Source organism: Thiocystis violascens DSM 198 (assembly GCF_000227745.2).
GTDB lineage: Bacteria > Pseudomonadota > Gammaproteobacteria > Chromatiales > Chromatiaceae > Chromatium > Chromatium violascens.
This window is the reverse complement of record NC_018012.1, coordinates 2,756,676-2,773,007: the sequence shown is the minus strand read 5'-3', so window position 1 is coordinate 2,773,007 and position 16,332 is coordinate 2,756,676. Positions and strand designations below refer to the sequence as shown.

General features: G+C 64.7%; 14 protein-coding genes. 11 read left to right on the top strand and 3 right to left on the bottom strand.

Annotated elements, in window-relative coordinates; all coding sequences use genetic code 11:
• Positions 1-2: 2 nt before the first annotated feature.
• From modB to THIVI_RS12185, 10 genes are all read left to right on the top strand, one after another.
• Positions 3-695 carry a molybdate ABC transporter permease subunit gene (gene modB / locus THIVI_RS12230; RefSeq protein ID WP_014778904.1) on the top strand — a complete coding sequence of 231 codons (693 nt, stop codon included), beginning with the start codon at positions 3-5 and terminating at the stop codon, positions 693-695.
• Positions 688-1,758 (top strand): molybdenum ABC transporter ATP-binding protein, encoded by a 1,071-nt coding sequence (gene modC, locus THIVI_RS12225; protein WP_014778903.1) that lies wholly within the window; start codon positions 688-690, stop codon positions 1,756-1,758. The genes modB and modC overlap by 8 nt, the downstream gene beginning before the upstream one ends.
• A 276-nt stretch (positions 1,759-2,034) precedes the next feature.
• Positions 2,035-3,294: an LbtU family siderophore porin gene (locus tag THIVI_RS12220; RefSeq protein WP_014778902.1), complete on the top strand. Its 1,260-nt coding sequence runs from the start codon at positions 2,035-2,037 to the stop codon at positions 3,292-3,294.
• Between the two features lie 116 nt (positions 3,295-3,410).
• Complete coding sequence (locus THIVI_RS12215; protein WP_014778901.1) at positions 3,411-4,952, top strand: TonB-dependent receptor; 1,542 nt, start codon at positions 3,411-3,413, stop codon at positions 4,950-4,952.
• Positions 4,953-5,004: 52 nt separating this feature from the next.
• The gene (locus THIVI_RS12210; protein WP_014778900.1) at positions 5,005-5,898 is read left to right on the top strand and encodes a metal ABC transporter substrate-binding protein; all 894 of its coding nucleotides are present in this window, start codon (positions 5,005-5,007) and stop codon (positions 5,896-5,898) included.
• On the top strand, positions 5,895-6,497 hold the full coding sequence (locus THIVI_RS12205; RefSeq protein WP_014778899.1) for an ATP-binding cassette domain-containing protein: 603 nt from the start codon (positions 5,895-5,897) through the stop codon (positions 6,495-6,497). The genes THIVI_RS12210 and THIVI_RS12205 overlap by 4 nt, the downstream gene beginning before the upstream one ends.
• Positions 6,485-7,297, top strand: coding sequence for a metal ABC transporter permease (locus THIVI_RS12200; RefSeq protein ID WP_014778898.1), 813 nt, complete (start codon positions 6,485-6,487; stop codon positions 7,295-7,297). Before THIVI_RS12205 ends, THIVI_RS12200 begins: the two co-directional genes overlap by 13 nt.
• A gap of 70 nt (positions 7,298-7,367) precedes the next feature.
• The gene (locus tag THIVI_RS12195) at positions 7,368-8,297 is read left to right on the top strand and encodes a metal ABC transporter solute-binding protein, Zn/Mn family (protein ID WP_014778897.1); all 930 of its coding nucleotides are present in this window, start codon (positions 7,368-7,370) and stop codon (positions 8,295-8,297) included.
• A 90-nt stretch (positions 8,298-8,387) separates the two neighbouring features.
• Positions 8,388-9,692 (top strand): FGGY-family carbohydrate kinase, encoded by a 1,305-nt coding sequence (locus THIVI_RS12190; RefSeq protein WP_014778896.1) that lies wholly within the window; start codon positions 8,388-8,390, stop codon positions 9,690-9,692.
• A gap of 330 nt (positions 9,693-10,022) precedes the next feature.
• Positions 10,023-11,030, top strand: coding sequence for an NAD-dependent epimerase (locus THIVI_RS12185; RefSeq protein WP_014778895.1), 1,008 nt, complete (start codon positions 10,023-10,025; stop codon positions 11,028-11,030).
• Positions 11,031-11,178: 148 nt separating this feature from the next.
• Here the strand turns inward: THIVI_RS12185 and THIVI_RS12180 are convergent, their stop codons facing one another.
• On the bottom strand, positions 11,179-12,081 hold the full coding sequence (locus THIVI_RS12180) for a recombination-associated protein RdgC (protein WP_014778894.1): 903 nt from the start codon (positions 12,079-12,081) through the stop codon (positions 11,179-11,181).
• A gap of 125 nt (positions 12,082-12,206) precedes the next feature.
• Here THIVI_RS12180 and THIVI_RS12175 point away from each other — a divergent pair, with 125 nt between their 5' ends.
• The gene (locus THIVI_RS12175) at positions 12,207-13,481 is read left to right on the top strand and encodes an HlyC/CorC family transporter (protein ID WP_014778893.1); all 1,275 of its coding nucleotides are present in this window, start codon (positions 12,207-12,209) and stop codon (positions 13,479-13,481) included.
• 28 nt (positions 13,482-13,509) lie between these two features.
• Here the strand turns inward: THIVI_RS12175 and THIVI_RS12170 are convergent, their stop codons facing one another.
• Complete coding sequence (locus tag THIVI_RS12170) at positions 13,510-15,198, bottom strand: NAD-dependent malic enzyme (RefSeq protein WP_014778892.1); 1,689 nt, start codon at positions 15,196-15,198, stop codon at positions 13,510-13,512.
• Positions 15,199-15,269: 71 nt separating this feature from the next.
• Positions 15,270-16,304, bottom strand: a complete 1,035-nt coding sequence (locus THIVI_RS12165; protein WP_014778891.1) for a thioredoxin family protein — start codon at positions 16,302-16,304, stop codon at positions 15,270-15,272.
• Positions 16,305-16,332 lie beyond the last annotated feature (28 nt).

The window sequence follows — 16,332 nt, the reverse complement described above, 5'->3', positions numbered from 1 at the left end:
GGATGCTGCTGAGTGACAGCGACCTGCAAGCGATCTGGCTGACCCTGCGGCTGGCGGGGATCGTGACGGTCATCCTCTTCGTGGTCGGCACTCCGGTTGCTTGGTGGCTGTCGCGGACCCGCTCGCGCTGGAAGGGGCCGATCGGCGCGGTGGTCGCGCTGCCTCTGGTGCTGCCGCCCTCGGTGCTTGGTTTTTATCTACTGGTCGCCATGGGGCCGAACGGTCCCGTCGGCCAGTTCACCCAGTCGCTCGGCCTCGGACTTCTGCCGTTTACCTTTTGGGGTCTGGTGGTGGCGTCCGTGTTTTACTCCTTCCCCTTCATGGTGCAGCCGGTGCAGAACGCCTTCGAGTCCATCGGCGAACGTCCGCTGGAGGTGGCCGCGACCCTGCGCGCCTCGCCGCTGGATACCTTTTTCACCGTCGCGCTGCCGCTGGCCGCACCGGGTTTTCTCACCGCCGGCATTCTCACCTTTGCGCACACGGTGGGCGAGTTCGGTGTGGTGCTGATGATCGGCGGCAATATTCCCGGCGTGACGCGCGTTGTCTCGGTGCAGATTTACGATCATGTCGAGGCGATGGAGTACGCCGACGCCCATCGTCTGTCGGCGGTGATGCTGGTGTTCTCCTTCCTGGTGCTGCTGTCGCTCTATGCCTGGCGACGCAACGCGCGCGGAGGGGCCGGCAACCATGGATGACATCGCGGCGCGCTTCAAGCTCGACTGGCCGGGTTTCCGGCTGGATGTCGACCTCACCCTGCCCGGTCGGGGCGTGACCGCGCTCTTCGGTCATTCGGGCTCGGGCAAGACCACCCTGCTGCGCTGTATCGCCGGACTGGAGCGGTCCCGGCAGGGCTTTCTGTCGTTCAAGGGCGAGGTCTGGCAGGACGCCCAAACCTGGTTGCCGACCTATCGGCGTCCGCTCGGCTATGTGTTTCAGGAGGCGAGTCTGTTCCCGCACCTGACGGTGCTCGGCAACCTGCGGTACGGCCAGAAGCGCATCGCGGCAGACCAGCGCAGGAGTCTCGATCAGGCCGTCGAGCTGCTCGGCATCGGTCCGCTGCTGGAGCGCAAGCCGGACCGGCTCTCCGGCGGCGAGCGTCAGCGCGTCGGCATCGCGCGCGCGCTGGCGGTCAGCCCGCGCGTCTTGCTCATGGACGAACCGCTAGCCGCGCTCGATCTCAAGCGCAAGCAGGAAATCCTGCCCTATCTGGAGCGTCTGCACGACACGCTGGACATCCCCGTGCTCTATGTCAGCCATTCGCCGGACGAGGTGGCGCGGCTGGCCGATCATCTGGTCGCGATGGAAGGCGGTCGGGTGCTCGCCAGCGGCCCGCTCGGCGAGACGCTTGCCCGGCTCGATCTGCCGATCCGACTCGGCGAGGACGCCGGCGTGGTGCTGGATGCGACCGTCGCCGAGCGCGACGAGCAATGGCATCTGGCGCGCGTGGACTTTCCTGGCGGCAGTCTGTGGAGTCGCGATCAGGGTCAACCCATCGGGCGACACGTCCGGGTACGGGTGCTGGCGCGCGATGTGAGTCTGGCCGCGCGGCATCAGGAACACACCAGCATCCTCAACCTGCTGCCGGGCCAGGTCGACGCCATGGCGGATGACGAACATCCCGGCCTGACGCTGGTGCGGGTGCGGGTCGGCGACTCGGTGCTGCTCGCCCGGCTGACGAAACGCTCGGCCGCCGCGCTCTGCGTGACGTCGGGACAGTCGCTGTGGGTTCAGATCAAGTCGGTGGCGCTGATGGAGTAACCGGCGCCGCATCTGGGGCCGATCGCTCAATGCGATGCATATCGACCCTCTAGCTCCTCTTCGACGATGTGTCGGATGCTTGATTCCAGGCAGTAACACGTGAACATAATTTGTATTATGTTGCTGCCGAGAGACAAATGTCTCTTTACAGCCATGCGGTTTTTCTATAAAAATAGGAACAATTCGCGTTTGTGTTAGTCTGGATTCAGTCATTTGAGCCGTTTTTTAGGACACGCGAAGCATGTCCGCATCACATCCGTCAGGAGAGAAGTCACCATGAGAGTACGTACATTATCGGCCCTGATCGCCTTGGCCCTGGCGAGCCAAACTCCGGCTTTGGCGGAAACCGTCGAAGCGCGGCTGGAGCGACTGGAGGCCCAGAACCGTGCTCAGGAGGCCGCGCTCAAGCGGCAGGAGGCGACCATCGCCGAACAGCAGGCGCGGATGGAAGGCACTCCGAGTCGCGTCAAAAAACTGGAAGAAGACCTCGAACAGAAACGCGCCGGGGCGGAGGGCGAGGCCGGCGCCTGGTATCGCAACATCGAGGTCGCTGGCCTGATCGAGGTCGAGGCGGGTTATGTTTCGCCCTACGAGGGCGACAGCGAGAGCGACGTCGTCCTCGCGACCTTCGAACTGGGCATCACCTCCCAAATCAACGATTGGGTGGAAGCTGGCGCATCGCTTCTCTACGAGCAGGACGAAACCGATCTGGAGGTGGATGTCGCCTACATCACCCTCGCCAATTTGGATGTGACACCGGTTTTTCTGACCGCCGGTCAGATCTATGTTCCCTTCGGCGCCTACGAAACCAATCTGGTCTCCGATCCGCTCACCCTGGAGATCGGCGAAACGCGCGAGACCGCTGTTCAGTTGGGATTCGTGCAGGGCGATTTTTCGGGCAGTGCCTATCTGTTCAATGGCGACAACAAGGTCAACGGCAAGAACCAAGTCGGCAGTTGGGGCGCCAACCTTGGCTATGCCCAAGAACAGGATGACCGCGCCTGGTCCTTCGGTCTCGGCTACATCAACGACCTGGGCGATTCCGACACGCTCCAGGATGCGACCAACGACAACCGTGTCGCGGCCTTCGAGGCGGTCATCGAAGGTGGCGCCGATCCCGGCGCGTTCAGCGTCGACCCCACGGACCGCACCGGCGGTTGGACGCTCAATGCGAGCGCGACCTTCGGGCAATTCAATGTCATCGGGGAGTATCTCGCGGCCACCGATACCTTCGATAGCGACAGTCTGAGTTTTAAGGACAAGGGCGCCAAGCCGTCGGCCTGGAACATCGAGGCTGGTTTTGCCTTCCCGGTCATGGGCCGGGAGTCGGTCGCCGCCGTCGCCTGGCAGGGCACCCGCGAGGCGCTCGCGCTCGAACTGCCGAAGGAACGCTGGTCGGTCGGCTGGTCGATCGAGATTTTCGACCGGACCTCGCTCGCGTTCGAGTGGGCGCACGAGATCGATTACGGCGCCTCGGATGGTGGAACCGGCAACTCTGGCGACAGCCTGGTCGCACAATTGGCGGTGGAATTCTAGTGGGAGATTGACGATCGTCAAGGCGGAGCGGGATGCCCGGTTGTTTGCGGAAGATGTTATGAAATAACATTTATAGCATCCTCCCACTGACCGCCAGACCCCGTCGGAGTCTCTCCATGTACAGACCACTGCTGGCCACGGCCGCGACAGCGGCCTTGCTCGTGCCTCTCGCCGCCTTTCCGGCCAGCGATCCCGAGATCGCCGAACTGCGGTCCATGCTCGATCAGATGAAGTCCCAGTACGAGCGGCGTATCCAGGATCTGGAGAGCCGGCTCGCCAAGGCCGAGCGGCAATCCGCGGACGCGGCTCGCGCGCAGCCGGTCGCTCAGATCCCGGCCGAGTCCCTGCCGATGACCGCGCCACCCGTCGGCCTGGCCGCCGTCGCTCCCGCCAGGCAAGCCGCGAGCGGTTTGGGCGCGCTCACCTCCGGCAGTGCCTTCAATCCGCAACTCTCGGTGATCCTCGACGGCAATTATTATCACGACGGCATCGACGGCGAAGGCGCGGCCCTGGTCGGTCAGGCCTTTCAGCCTTCCGGCGGCGGTCATGTCCACACGCACGAGGACGCATCCGACCACGGTCACAGTCACGGCTCCACCGTCAACGGCTTCAACTTCCGCGAGGCCGAATTGGCCTTCTCGGCGACGGTCGACCCCTATTTCGATGCCGCCGCTTACATCGCCATCGACGGGGACGGCAATGTCCATCTGGAAGAGGGCTGGTTTCAGACGCGCGGTCTGCCCTACGGTCTGCGCGCCAAGGGCGGCAAGTTTCAGAGCGATTTCGGCTATATCAACAAGCAGCACCCGCATCAGTGGGATTTCGTCGATCAGAATCTGGCCTATCTGAACCTGCTCGGCGACCACGGCATCCAGGACACGGGCCTTCAGCTCACCTGGTTGCCGGATCTGCCGCTCTATACGCTCCTGGGCATCGAGGCGTTGCAGGGCAATCAGGAGGTCTTCGGCGCCACGCTCGACGAGGCGGAACAGGTCGAGCTGAATCTCGGCGACAGCCGGGACGGTCCCCGACTCTGGACGGCTTTTGCCAAGATCGCCCCGGATCTGGGCCAGAATCACGCGCTTCAGTTGGGTCTTTCCTATGCGCACGCGACCCAACATCAGGAGGTGCAGACGCACACGCATGCCCACGCGGGCGAGGAGGAGGGCGTCGAGGTGCATGAGAACGGACTGGCCGGCGACGCCGATCTCTGGGGTGTCGATCTCGTCTATAAATACGACGGCGCAGGCGCCGACGGTCAGGGCGATTTCAAATTCCAGACCGAGTATCTGCGTTCGATCAAGAATCTGAGCATCCGCTCCAGCCCCCATCCCGAGGCGATCGGCTCCGCGCGCGAGTTCACGACCGATGGTCTCTATGCGCAGGCGGTGTATGGCTTCGCGCCGAAGTGGAAGGCGGGTCTGCGCTACGACGTGCTCGGTCTGACCAACGAGATCGGCGGCGGCAAGCAGGCCGACTACGGTTCGTCCGATCGCTGGACACTCAATGTCACCTGGAGCCTGTCCGAGTTCTCGCAACTGCGCGCGCAGTACGCCACGAACGACATCCTGGTCGCGGAGAACGCGCGCGAGCGTTTCGACGCCTTTTATCTTCAGTTCCTGATGAGTTTGGGCAGCCATGGGGCGCATGCGTTTTAAACCGCGTCCGACGTTTCTCGCTCTACGCGCGTTAATGACATTGAGACACCACATGATGTTGAAACGATTGAGTCTTGCCCTGATCGGCCTGTTGATCGCGGGCGCGGTCCAGGCCGCGCCGCTGAAGATCGTCGCGACCAGCACCAGCATGGGCGCGCTGGTGCGCGAGGTCGCCGGCACCCGGGCCGAACTGACCGTGCTAGCCTCGCCGGACCGCGATTTGCATCAACTTCAGGCCAAACCGAGCATGATGCGCACCCTGCGCGGGGCCGATCTGGTGGTCGCCATCGGCGCGGAACTGGAGGTCGGCTGGCTGCCGGTGGCCATCGGCAGCGCCGCCAATCCACGGATTCAGCCGGGCCAGCCGGGGTATTTCGAGGCCGCCGCCCAGGTCGATCTGCTGGATGTCGGCGGGCCGGCCGACCGCGCGCTTGGCGATGTGCATCCGGTCGGCAATCCGCATCTCGACCTCGATCCGGTGCGCATGGCGACCGTGGCCGGCGCATTGGCCGAACGACTGGGCCAACTCGATCCGACGGGAGCGGACGCCTATCGCCGCGCGGCGGCTGCCTTCGCCGAGCGGGTCGGGCAGCGGGTCGAACAATGGCGGACCCGGTTGGACGGCGCGCCGGGCGTCGTGCTCTATCACCGCGACGCCATCTATCTGTTGCAGCGTTTCGGCGTGCCCCTGCTGGGCACTATCGAGGCCGTGCCGGGCGTGCCGCCGACCGGACGCCAGATCGCCGATCTGGTCGCGACGCTCAAGGGACGCGACGGCGTCATCCTCTTCGCGCCCTATCAATCGCCCCAGGCTCCCCTGAAACTCGCCGGCGATCTCGGGTGGCGCGCCGAACGTCTGAGCCTGGAACCGCCGCTGGACGCCGACGGCGACGGCTATCTGAACCACATCGGCCGCTGGGTCGATGCCATCGCGAGCGCGCGGTGACGCTCGCGCGCGGCGAGATCCTGCTGCGGGTCAGCGGGTTGACCGCCGGCTATGCGCGACCCGTGATCGGGCCGCTGTCCTTCGAGGTGCGCGCTGGCGAGGTGCTTGGTCTCTGGGGCCGGAACGGAACCGGGAAATCGACCATCCTCAAGGCCATCGGCCATGCCGCGCGCGTCTTCGCGGGTCGGATCGAGGCAGCGCCCGGCTTGACGCTGGCCTATCTGGAACAGCAACCGACGCGGTTTCCGCGCATGCCCGTGACGGGTCATGAACTGCTGCGTTCGGCGCGGGCGGCGCGAACCGATGCGCCGCTCGCGCTGGCGGCTATCCTGCACCGCCGGCTCGACCGACTGAGCGGCGGCCAGTATCAGTTGCTCTGGGTCTGGTCCGCGCTGGCGACCGCGGCGGATCTGGTGCTGCTCGACGAGCCCACCAACAATCTGGATCCCGACGCCGAGGCACGGCTGGTCGACCTGATCGTTCGGCCCGGAGACGGACGCGCGGTTCTGCTAGTCAGTCACGAACGGCGTTTTCTGGAATCCGCCTGTTCGCGGATCGTCGCGGTGAGCGCGGATCGCGAGTCCGGATGTTCGAGTTGATCCCCGACCTCGCGCTCGACCCGCTGTTCCGTCTGCCGTTCGTGACCGGGCTGTTGCTGGCCGGTCTGCTGCCGGTGCTCGGGGCCTTGCTGACGTTGCGTCAGGAATGGCTCGCCGCGCTCGGGCTCGCCCATCTGGCCGCCGCGAGCGCACTGGTCGGACTGGCGGCGGGTCTCCCGGCGGTCGTTGGCGGGATCCTGGGCGCGCTGGGTGCAGGCGCGGTCAAGACCCTGCTGCGCGCCTGCGGCAATGCGGCCTACGCCTTCATGATTCTGATCGGCTGGTCGGCGATGCTGCTAGTCGCGGCCAACTCGGCGGTCGGCGACAGCCTCGGCCACGCGCTGATCGACGGACAGCTCTATTTCGCCGGCACGACCGAACTCCTGCTGTCCGCGTTGCTGGTCGCGAGCGCCATCCGCCTCCTGCCCTGGCTGATGCCGCTGATCCTGCGGGCCACCTTTTTCCCGCGTTTCGAGACGGCCAACCGACAACCGGCCTGGCACTGGCGGTTGGGTCTGGATCTGCTGACCGCCGCCAGTCTCGCGGTCGGCACCGCCACCCTGGGCCTGATGGGAACCTTCGCGCTGATCTTTGTCCCGGCCTGGATCGCGTTCCGCATTGCCCCCAGTTGGCGCTGGACCCTGATCCTCGCGGTCCTGATCGGCGGCTTCGCCTATCTCGCGGCCTTCCTGACCGCGCTGGCGCTGGATCAGCCCTTCGGCCCCGTGCTTGTCGCCCTGCTGGTCGCCGGTGCTGGCCTGGCGGCGCTCAGTGGGGCCGGAACGGCGAGCGCGACTTGATCGGTTGGACATTCGCGGTCCAAACTCCTGTCGAGACGGCTCGACTCCCCCTACCTCGGAGGTCTGTTCGATGCGTAAATTTCTGCTCTGTCTCTGGCTGTTCATGCCGCTGGCGCAAGGCTCGGAACCCTTGCGGGTGTTCGTCAGCGTCCTGCCGCAGCAAACCTTTGTCGAACGCATTGGCGGCAGCCATGTCGTCGTGGAATCCATGGTCAAGCCGGGGTTCAGTCCGCACACCTATGAACCGACGCCGAGCCAGATCGCCCGACTGGCCGGCGCGGATCTGTATGTGAGCATTGGCGTTCCTTTCGAGGACGCCTGGGCCGAGCGCATTCGCGCCACCAACCCGAGGATGCGGATGCTGGACGCCCGCGAGGGAATCCCCCCGCGTGCCATGGAAGCGCACGATCACGATGAGGGGGATGCCGAGGACCAGGGACACGCACATGAGGAAACTGAAACGCGCCGGCATGACCATGAAACGGTTCGGTCCACGTCAGCTCACGCCGACTCCGAACAGGATCCGCACATCTGGACCAGTCCGATCCTGGTCAAGCGGATGGCCGTGAATCTCCAGCAGGCACTCGCCGACCTGGATCCGACGCACGCCAGCGAGTACCAGGAGAACCTCGCGGCCTTCACCGCCGACCTCGATGCGCTCGACCGCGACATCCGCGCCGAGCTTGCCGGACTGACCCACCGCCGCTTCATGGTCTTCCATCCCGCCTGGGGCTATTTCGCCGAAGCCTACGAACTTGAGCAGATTCCCATCGAGAAGGCCGGCAAGGAACCGGGTCCGCGCAGCCTCGCCGCGCTGATCGATCAGGCCCGGCTCGCGTCGGTGCGGGTAATCTTCGTGCAACCGCAGTTTCCGCTCAAGTCGGCGGAACAGGTGGCCAAGGCCATCGCTGGCAGGGTGGAGGTCATCGATCCGCTGTCGCCGGAGTATTTCGAAAATCTGCGTCGAGTCGCCCGCGTGATCGCCGAGTCGGAAGGGTAAGGGGATTTCCTGACAATCTTGGGAAATCCTGTCAATAATTTTATTTATCAATCGGTTACGCCGTGCTGGACGCGGTTCGGGTGAGCGAAGATGCGCAACACTTCGTCAGCGTCCTTCATCGGACTCGACCTCGGCACCTCCGGCTGCCGGGCGGTGGTGCTCAATGACTCGGGTACCGAATGCGCCAGTGCGCGGATCGCCATGCCCCCGCCCTTGCGACTCGCGAACGGTGGCGTCGAACAGGATCCGGAACTGTGGTGGCAGGCGGCGCGCACCGTCCTCAAGACGCTTGGGGAGACGCTGTGCGATCATCCACCGGCCGCAATTTGCGTGGACGCGACCTCGGCGACCCTGCTGATCGTCACCCCCGACGGTCGGCCGCTTGGACCGGCGCTCATGTATAACGACCGGCGCGCGGTCGCGGCGGCGGCGCGGATCGAGCGCGTCGCGCCGGCGGACAGTCCGGCGCGCGGCCCCGGCTCCAGTCTGGCCAAATTGATCGCATTGCGCGAAGGAATGGTCGGAACAACGCGCAGGCTCGCGCTCCATCAGGCGGATTGGATCATCGGGCGTTTGACAGGCAAGTTTGGCCACAGCGATTGGAACAACGCGCTGAAGCTGGGGTATGACGCCGAGCATCTGTGCTGGCCCGACTGGGTGCGCGACCTGCTCCCGGCCGGAACCGTTCTGCCGCGGGTGGTCGCGCCCGGTACGCCGCTCGGTCGCATCGCCCCGGAGGTCGCCAGCGAATTCGGTTTCCCGACAACCACCCAGATCTTAGCCGGAACCACCGACAGTACCGCGGCGGTGATTGCCGCCGGTGCTCAGCATCCGGGCGACGCGGTGACCTCGCTCGGCAGCACGCTGGTCGTTAAGATCGTCGCCGAACGGCCGGTGAGCGCCAGCCAGTTCGGCGTTTACAGCCACCGCTTCGGTGAGCATTGGCTGGTCGGCGGGGCCTCCAACAGCGGTGGCTCGGTTCTTCGCCAATTTTTCGGCGACGACGAGATCGCCGACCTGAGCCGCGTCATCGATCCGGACACCCCGTCGGGTCTGAATTACTATCCGCTTCCCGGCACTGGTGAGCGATTTCCTCGCCACGAACCCGGCCTTGAATCACGTTTGCAAACTCGTCCATCCGACCCAGTCCGCTTTCTGCACGGACTGCTGGAAGGCATCGCGGCCATCGAGGCGGAGGGTTACGCGCGTCTGGCCGAACTGGGGGCACCGCGTCCGACTCGCGTCATCACCGTGGGCGGCGGCGCCGCGAATCCGACCTGGACACGCCTGAGAGCGCGCATGCTGGGGGTAGAGGTGATACCAGCCGAGCATCGCGAGGCCGCGTTCGGAGCCGCCTGGCTTGCGCTTCAGGCATTTGACGGATCATCGCTTTAGGCGATTTCCGTGAAAGATCCTACCCGTAGGAGCCCGCTTGCGGGCGACGTGACTCGCCAGGAAGCCTTCCGTGCGCCCACCCGTTGCCCCACTGCCATTAACTTAATGGCAGTGACCCGTCGCCCGCAAGCGGGCTCCTACGGGGTTTGACGCTTGGTAAAGTTATGTCCGGAATTCTCCTTAGCAAGCTGAACAGCGATCCCTGATGACTGACGACTCCCCCGGACGCGGTTTAAGATGACGTCATCCGTCATCCGTCATCCGTCATCCGTCATCCGTCATCCGTCATCCGTCATCCGTCATCCGTCATCCGTCTCCCGAGGAGTTCCTATGAAAGTCCTGGTCACCGGCAGCGCCGGTTTTATTGGATCGGCCCTGTCGCTACGTCTTTTGGAACGGGGCGACGAGGTGATCGGCATCGATAACCTCAACGACTACTACGATGTCGGGCTCAAGGAGGCGCGGCTTGCCCGCACCCTGAACTACGCGGGTTATCGGGATCTGCGAGCCGATATCGAGGATGGCGAGCGTCTAAGCGAGATCTTCGCCAGCTTCCGTCCGGAGCGGGTCGTCAACCTGGCGGCGCAGGCCGGGGTGCGGTATTCCATCGACAATCCGATGGCCTATGTGCGGACCAATCTGGTCGGTTTCGCGAACATTCTGGAAGCCTGCCGCCATCACGGCGTCGAGCATCTGGTCTACGCCTCCAGCAGCTCGGTCTATGGGGCCAATACCGAGATGCCCTTCTCGGTCCACCACAATGTCGATCATCCACTGAGCCTCTATGCCGCCAGCAAGAAGGCCAACGAGCTGATGGCCCATACCTACAGTCATCTGTACCGGATTCCGACCACCGGTTTGCGGTTCTTCACCGTCTATGGCCCCTGGGGGCGTCCCGACATGGCGCTCTTCAAGTTTACCCGCGCGATCCTCGCCGGCGAGCCGATCCAGGTCTTCAATTACGGCAAGCACCGGCGCGACTTCACCTTTATCGACGATATCGTCGAGGGCGTCATCCGCGTACTCGACCGCGTGCCCGCAGGCAATCCCGACTGGTCTGGCGCCGAGCCCGACGCGGCGACCAGTCAGGCGCCTTATCGGCTCTATAACATCGGCAACAACCAGCCGGTCGAACTGATGGAATACATCGGCTGCCTGGAAGACTGTCTCGGGAAAAAGGCTGAGATGGAGATGCTGCCGCTCCAGCCCGGCGATGTGCCCGACACCTTCGCCGATGTCAGCGATCTGGTTCGGGAGACCGGCTACATGCCAAGCACCCCCGTTGCCGAGGGCGTCGCGCGGTTCGTCGAGTGGTATCGGGGGTTCTACCGGGTTTGAGCCCTGGGAGCGCCTCCCTGGGAGCGCCGACATGTTGTCGACCGTATTGGGTGGGCACCGTGTTTGAGGGAAGCCGTCGACAATATGTCGACTGCCCCAGGTGCCGGCTGCAAGCCGGCGCTCCCAGGGGGCAATCGCCGTGCGCCGCTCAGTCGGTCGACAGCAGTCCAAACACCTCATCCAGCCGCTCGATCAATTGCCGCATCTGCAGGGCCAGGATGGCGAATTCGGCATCCAGCCGCGCCGCCGGTTCAAGATCGGTGTCGTCCATCTCCTCCAGCAGCGCGTCGCCGACGCGCAGACGCTTGAGCGAGAGATCCTCGGCCAGCACGAAACTCAGCCGTTCGTCCCATTCCAGCGCCAGTTTGGTCACCCGCTTGCCCGCGCGAATGTGATTCAGCATCTCGTCGCTGGCGAGATCCTGGCCGCTGCAACGCACCACCCCGGCGGAATCGTCCGAATCGCGCAACTCGCAGGCGTCGCCAGCGACAAAGTCGGGCGGGGCGGTGCCGTCAAGCAGCCAGCTCGTCATCACCGTCGAGGGCGTCTTGTTGGGATCGGGCAGCTTCGCGGGCAGGGTTTCCAGGGTTTCGCGCAGCAGCGAAACGACCTCCTCGGCCTGTTTCTCGCTGGCGGCATCCACCACCATCCAGCCGGCCTCGGTGTCGATATAGAGCTGGGTACGGCGCGAGCGGGTGAAGGCGCGCGGCAGCATCTCGGTGACGATCTGTTCGCGCAGACGCCGCCGTTCGGCGCGGCCGACATCGCGCGCCTCGCCGCTTTCCAATTCGCTGACCCGTTCGTCGACCGCTTCGGCGACGGCCGCGGACGGCAGCAGCCGTTCCTGTTTGCGGGCGCACATCAGCAGACAGCCGCCCACGCCATGCACCAGACCCGCCGTCTCTTCGCCGAGCGGGGAGGACCAGCCCAGGGTCGCCGTTTCGATGGGGCCGCAGGGGCGGAAACGGCGCTCGCCGAGACGCGCCTCCAACTCGGCGGCATCCAGGGCAAAGGGCGTGTCCAATCGGAAAAAGCGTGCGTTCTTGAACATGGTCGATCCTGATCGAAAAGGGCCGGAGTATGACCGACTCCGGATGAACTGCAAAGGCGTCCGTTCGGCGGCAGCGTCGGAGATCCGCTAGAATACCTCCCAACCCCGCCAAACCTCGGTACCCCGTGAACGACCTTCCGCTGACCGGCCTGTTTTTCGTCCTCTTTCTCCTGATCCTGCTCTCGGCCTTCTTTTCCGGCTCCGAGACCGCGCTCCTGACCATGAACCGCTACAAGCTGCGGCACCTGGCCGATCAGGGACACCGCGGCGCGCGCATCGCCCGCGTGCTGCTCGACCGCCCGGACCGGCTGATCGGACTCATTCTGCTCGGTAACAACTTCGCCAATATCATGGCCTCGTCGCTGGCCACCATCATCGCCCTGCGTCTGGGCGGCGAGGCGGTGATCGGCATCGCCGCCGGACTGCTGACCCTGGTCATCCTGATCTTCGCCGAGGTTGCCCCCAAGACCTATGCCACGCTCCATCCCGAGCGACTGGCGTTTCCCGCCGCTTATGTCTATACGCCGCTGCTCAAGGCGCTCTATCCCATCGTCTGGACCGTCAACCTCTTTACCAACGGATTGTTGCGGCTCATGGGGATCGTCCCGGAAGGCGGGCAGGGCACGGCCTTGAGCCGCGAGGAACTGCGCACCGTGGTCAGCGAATCGGGCGCCATGGTCCCGGAGCGCAGCCGCGACATGCTGCTGGCCATCCTGGATCTGGAGCACGCGACCGTGGAAGACATCATGATTCCGCGTCACGAGGTCGAGGGCATCGACCTCCAGGACAGCGACGACGAGATCGTCCAGGCCATCCGCAACGCCAGCTATACCCGTCTGCCGTTGTTCGATGGCGGGGTCGATAACGTGATTGGCGTCTTTCATGCGCGCAACGCGCTGCATGCCCTGCTGGAGAAGGGGCTGGACAAGGAACGTCTGCGCGAGATTGCCCGCGAGCCCTATTTCGTGCCGGAGGGCACGCCGCTCTATCAGCAACTGCTCAACTTCCAGCGGCTGAAGCGACGGGTCGCGCTGGTGGTCGACGAGTACGGCGATTTTCTGGGGTTGATCACTCTCACCGATCTGCTCGAAGAGATTGTCGGCGAGTTCACCACCGATCCCTCCGACAGCATCGAAGAGATCCATCGCGCCGAGGACGGCAGTCTGATCGTCGACTGCGGTATCGGTCTGCGCGACCTCAACCGCGCGCTGCGCTGGGAGCTTCCGACCGACGGTCCCAAGACCCTCAACGGTCTCATCCTGGACTATCTGGAAACCATCCCGGAGCCGGGCACCAGCCTCAAGCTCCACGGGCATCCGCTGGAGATTGTCCAGACCGTCGATGCCGGCGTGAAGACCATCAAGATCATCCAGCGCACGGTGTGCAAAGGGTGGCGTTGAACGCCCAGGGGGCGGCGCTCTCGGGGTTTCAGGCCGATTCGTAGGGGACGTAGCTCGGTTGGAACATGCGGGCGCGGATGAAGGCGTCCAGGTCGTCGGGGCGTGCGATGCCAGCCAGCCCCTCGGCGAAGGCGAGTTCGCAGACGGCGACGGCGATCTTGGCCGAGATCTCGCGGATCTGAGTCAGGTCGGGGTAGAGCCGGCCGACCGCTAGGCTGTCTTCGCCAACCAGTCCGGCCAGGGTACGGGCGGCGACGTAAAACATGGTGTCGGTCACTTGCGATGCCTGACAGGCGACGACGCCCTGACCGACGCCGGGAAAGATGTACATGTTGTTGCACTGACCCGGTACGAGCAGGTGTCCGGCGCGCGTGATGGGCGGGAAGGGGCTGCCGCTGGCGAAGAGCGCGGCGCCGTCGGTCCATGTATAGGCCTGCTCGGCGGTGCATTCGGCCTTGCTGGTCGGATTCGAGAGCGGAAACAGGATCGGGCGCGCGCAGTGACGGTGCATCTCGCGCACCGCCTCCTCGGTGAAGCTGCCCGGCTGACCGGAAACGCCGATCAGGACGGTGGGCCGAACCGTCCGGATGACCTCGATCAGATCCGCGAGCGGGGCCGAATCCTGCGCGAAGGGACGCTTGTGTTCCGAAAGATTGTCGAGACGGTCGAGCGTGACCAGCCCCTGCGAATCGAGCGTCCAGATCTGGCGTCGCGCCGCCTCCAGACCGATACCGCTCTCGGCCCTCATGCCGGCGACGATCGTGTCGGCGATGCCGCGTGCCGCCGCACCCGCGCCCAGGAAGACGACGCGCTGCTCGGTCAGGGTCTGGCCGGTGACGCGCAGCGCACTGAGAATGCCGGCCAGGGTGACGGCCCCGGTGCCCTGGATGTCGTCGTTGAAGCAGAGCATCCGGTGGCGATAGCGTTCGAGCAGCCGGAACGCCTGGTCGTTGGAGAAGTCCTCGAACTGGATCAGCGCATCGGGCCAGCGGGCATGGACGGCGCGCATGAAGGCTTCCACGACCTTGTCATAGGCGTCGCCGGTCAAACGCGGGATGCGCTGACCGAGATAGAACGGATCCTCGCGCAGCGCCTGATTGTTGGTGCCCATGTCGAGCAGGACGGGTAGGGTGTTGCGGGGGTGCAGCCCGGCGCCGAGCACATAGAGCGACAGCTTGCCGATCGGAATGCCCATGCCGTTGGCGCCCAGATCCCCGAGCCCGAGGATGCGGCTGCCATCGGTGACCACCACCGCCTCGATCGCGTCCTCGGGCCAGTTGCCGACCATCTCCTCGAAATGCCGGGCGTCTGCGGAGCTGAAATACATGCCGCGGGCGCGCTGGTAGATATGTCCGAACTGGCTGCACGCCTGACCGACCACCGGGGTGTAGATGATTGGCGTCAGTTCGTTGAGGTGGGATAACAGCACTCGGTAATAGAGCGTCTCGTTGCAATCGTGCAGATTCTCCAGATAAAGATAGCGATCGAGGTCGCTCTGCTGACGGCGGACGTTCTCCATCGCCTGTCCGACCTGATCCTCGATGCCGACCGTCCGCGGCGGAACCAGTCCGCGCAGACCGAGCGCGGCGCGCTCGCTGTCCGGGAAGCCGCTGCCCTTGTTCAGCAGCGGGTCGTGGATGACCTCCAGGCCGCGCTTGCGGACCGGGAGTGCGAGGACGCCGGCGGATTGGGTGGAGCATGTGGCGGGCTTGGTCATGGGCGGATCTCGTGACGGATGACGGGCGGAACCATGACGCGCATTCTATACCGCCATCCGCCAAGATCCTCTCAAAACGCCCGCGATACCCGCCAGGCCCCATAGCTTTCGGTCAGATAGGCCTTGCTGGCGAGATAGTTCAGGACGTTGCGCAGACGGTAGAAACCGACCACCGAATCGACTCGCAGCAGTTCCTTGCCCTGTTCGTCGAAAAAGAGGATCGCCGGGGCATAGAACAAGCCAAGCTCGGCGGCCCAGTCGCGCGCCGTGGTGCGCTGGCCGGTGGGCGTGATGACTGGCGCCGCCGAACGCATATCCAACTGAACGCTGTCGAACTCGCTGAAATGACGATGAATGGCGGGCGCGCTCAGTGCCTGGCCGTGCAGCACGTCGCAGGGATGGCAGTCGCCCTGCTCAAAAAAGACCGCCAATGGACGCTCGGCCGGATAACGGCGGTCGAGATTGTGCGGCGGGGGCGTGAAAAAGGGCTCTTCGTTCAGATCCTCGGGGTCGAACACCATGCGGTCTTCGCCGCGCGCCAGATAGTCCCGGAAGGATTCGTGCTGGTAATGCCCGTCGGCGACATACTCCAGGGCGGCGCGGAACTGATAGGGCGGGTAATAGCCGCGCAGATGCAGCGCGATGGTTCCGTCCGCGGTATAAAACAGGATGGCGGGGGTAAAGTCGCTGTCCGCGCGCTGCGACCATGCGCGCTCGGTCAGGGTCTCGCCGTCGAGCATGACGACTTCCTCGGTCCCCCAGATATCGATGGGGACGACATCGAAATGCCGGCGGGTGTATTCGACGATGTCGGAGAGTCCGAAATTCACCTTCATGAGCTGATGGCAGTAGGGGCAGCGCTTCTGTCCGAAATAGACCATCAGCCCTTGCTTGCCTGCTGCGACCGCCTCGGCCAGGTCCGCGCGGATATCCAGAAAGCTCTGCTTGAACCAGTCCGGGTAGACGAGAACCTCCTCGCGCGGGAAGTCGTCGAAGCTGTAGGCTTCGTCCGCTGACGGCTCGGGCGTCGCGGCCAGCAGGGTTGGCAGCGGCCAGGCGGCGACGAGGCAGACCAGCAGCGCCGCGAAGGTGGGTAAGGATGACATGCGAAGTTTCCAGTGCTGTTGTCGTCGA

Excerpts from the sequence above, each read along its gene's own strand:
- modB (WP_014778904.1), top strand. The coding sequence starts at position 3 with ATGCTGCTGAGTGACAGCGACCTGCAAGCGATCTGGCTGACCCTGCGG.
- modC (WP_014778903.1), top strand. The coding sequence starts at position 688 with ATGGATGACATCGCGGCGCGCTTCAAGCTCGACTGGCCGGGTTTCCGG.
- THIVI_RS12220 (WP_014778902.1), top strand. The coding sequence starts at position 2,035 with ATGAGAGTACGTACATTATCGGCCCTGATCGCCTTGGCCCTGGCGAGC.
- THIVI_RS12215 (WP_014778901.1), top strand. The coding sequence starts at position 3,411 with ATGTACAGACCACTGCTGGCCACGGCCGCGACAGCGGCCTTGCTCGTG.
- THIVI_RS12210 (WP_014778900.1), top strand. The coding sequence starts at position 5,005 with ATGATGTTGAAACGATTGAGTCTTGCCCTGATCGGCCTGTTGATCGCG.
- THIVI_RS12200 (WP_014778898.1), top strand. The coding sequence starts at position 6,485 with ATGTTCGAGTTGATCCCCGACCTCGCGCTCGACCCGCTGTTCCGTCTG.
- THIVI_RS12195 (WP_014778897.1), top strand. The coding sequence starts at position 7,368 with ATGCGTAAATTTCTGCTCTGTCTCTGGCTGTTCATGCCGCTGGCGCAA.
- THIVI_RS12190 (WP_014778896.1), top strand. The coding sequence starts at position 8,388 with ATGCGCAACACTTCGTCAGCGTCCTTCATCGGACTCGACCTCGGCACC.
- THIVI_RS12185 (WP_014778895.1), top strand. The coding sequence starts at position 10,023 with ATGAAAGTCCTGGTCACCGGCAGCGCCGGTTTTATTGGATCGGCCCTG.
- THIVI_RS12180 (WP_014778894.1), bottom strand. The coding sequence starts at position 12,081 with ATGTTCAAGAACGCACGCTTTTTCCGATTGGACACGCCCTTTGCCCTG.
- THIVI_RS12170 (WP_014778892.1), bottom strand. The coding sequence starts at position 15,198 with ATGACCAAGCCCGCCACATGCTCCACCCAATCCGCCGGCGTCCTCGCA.
- THIVI_RS12165 (WP_014778891.1), bottom strand. The coding sequence starts at position 16,304 with ATGTCATCCTTACCCACCTTCGCGGCGCTGCTGGTCTGCCTCGTCGCC.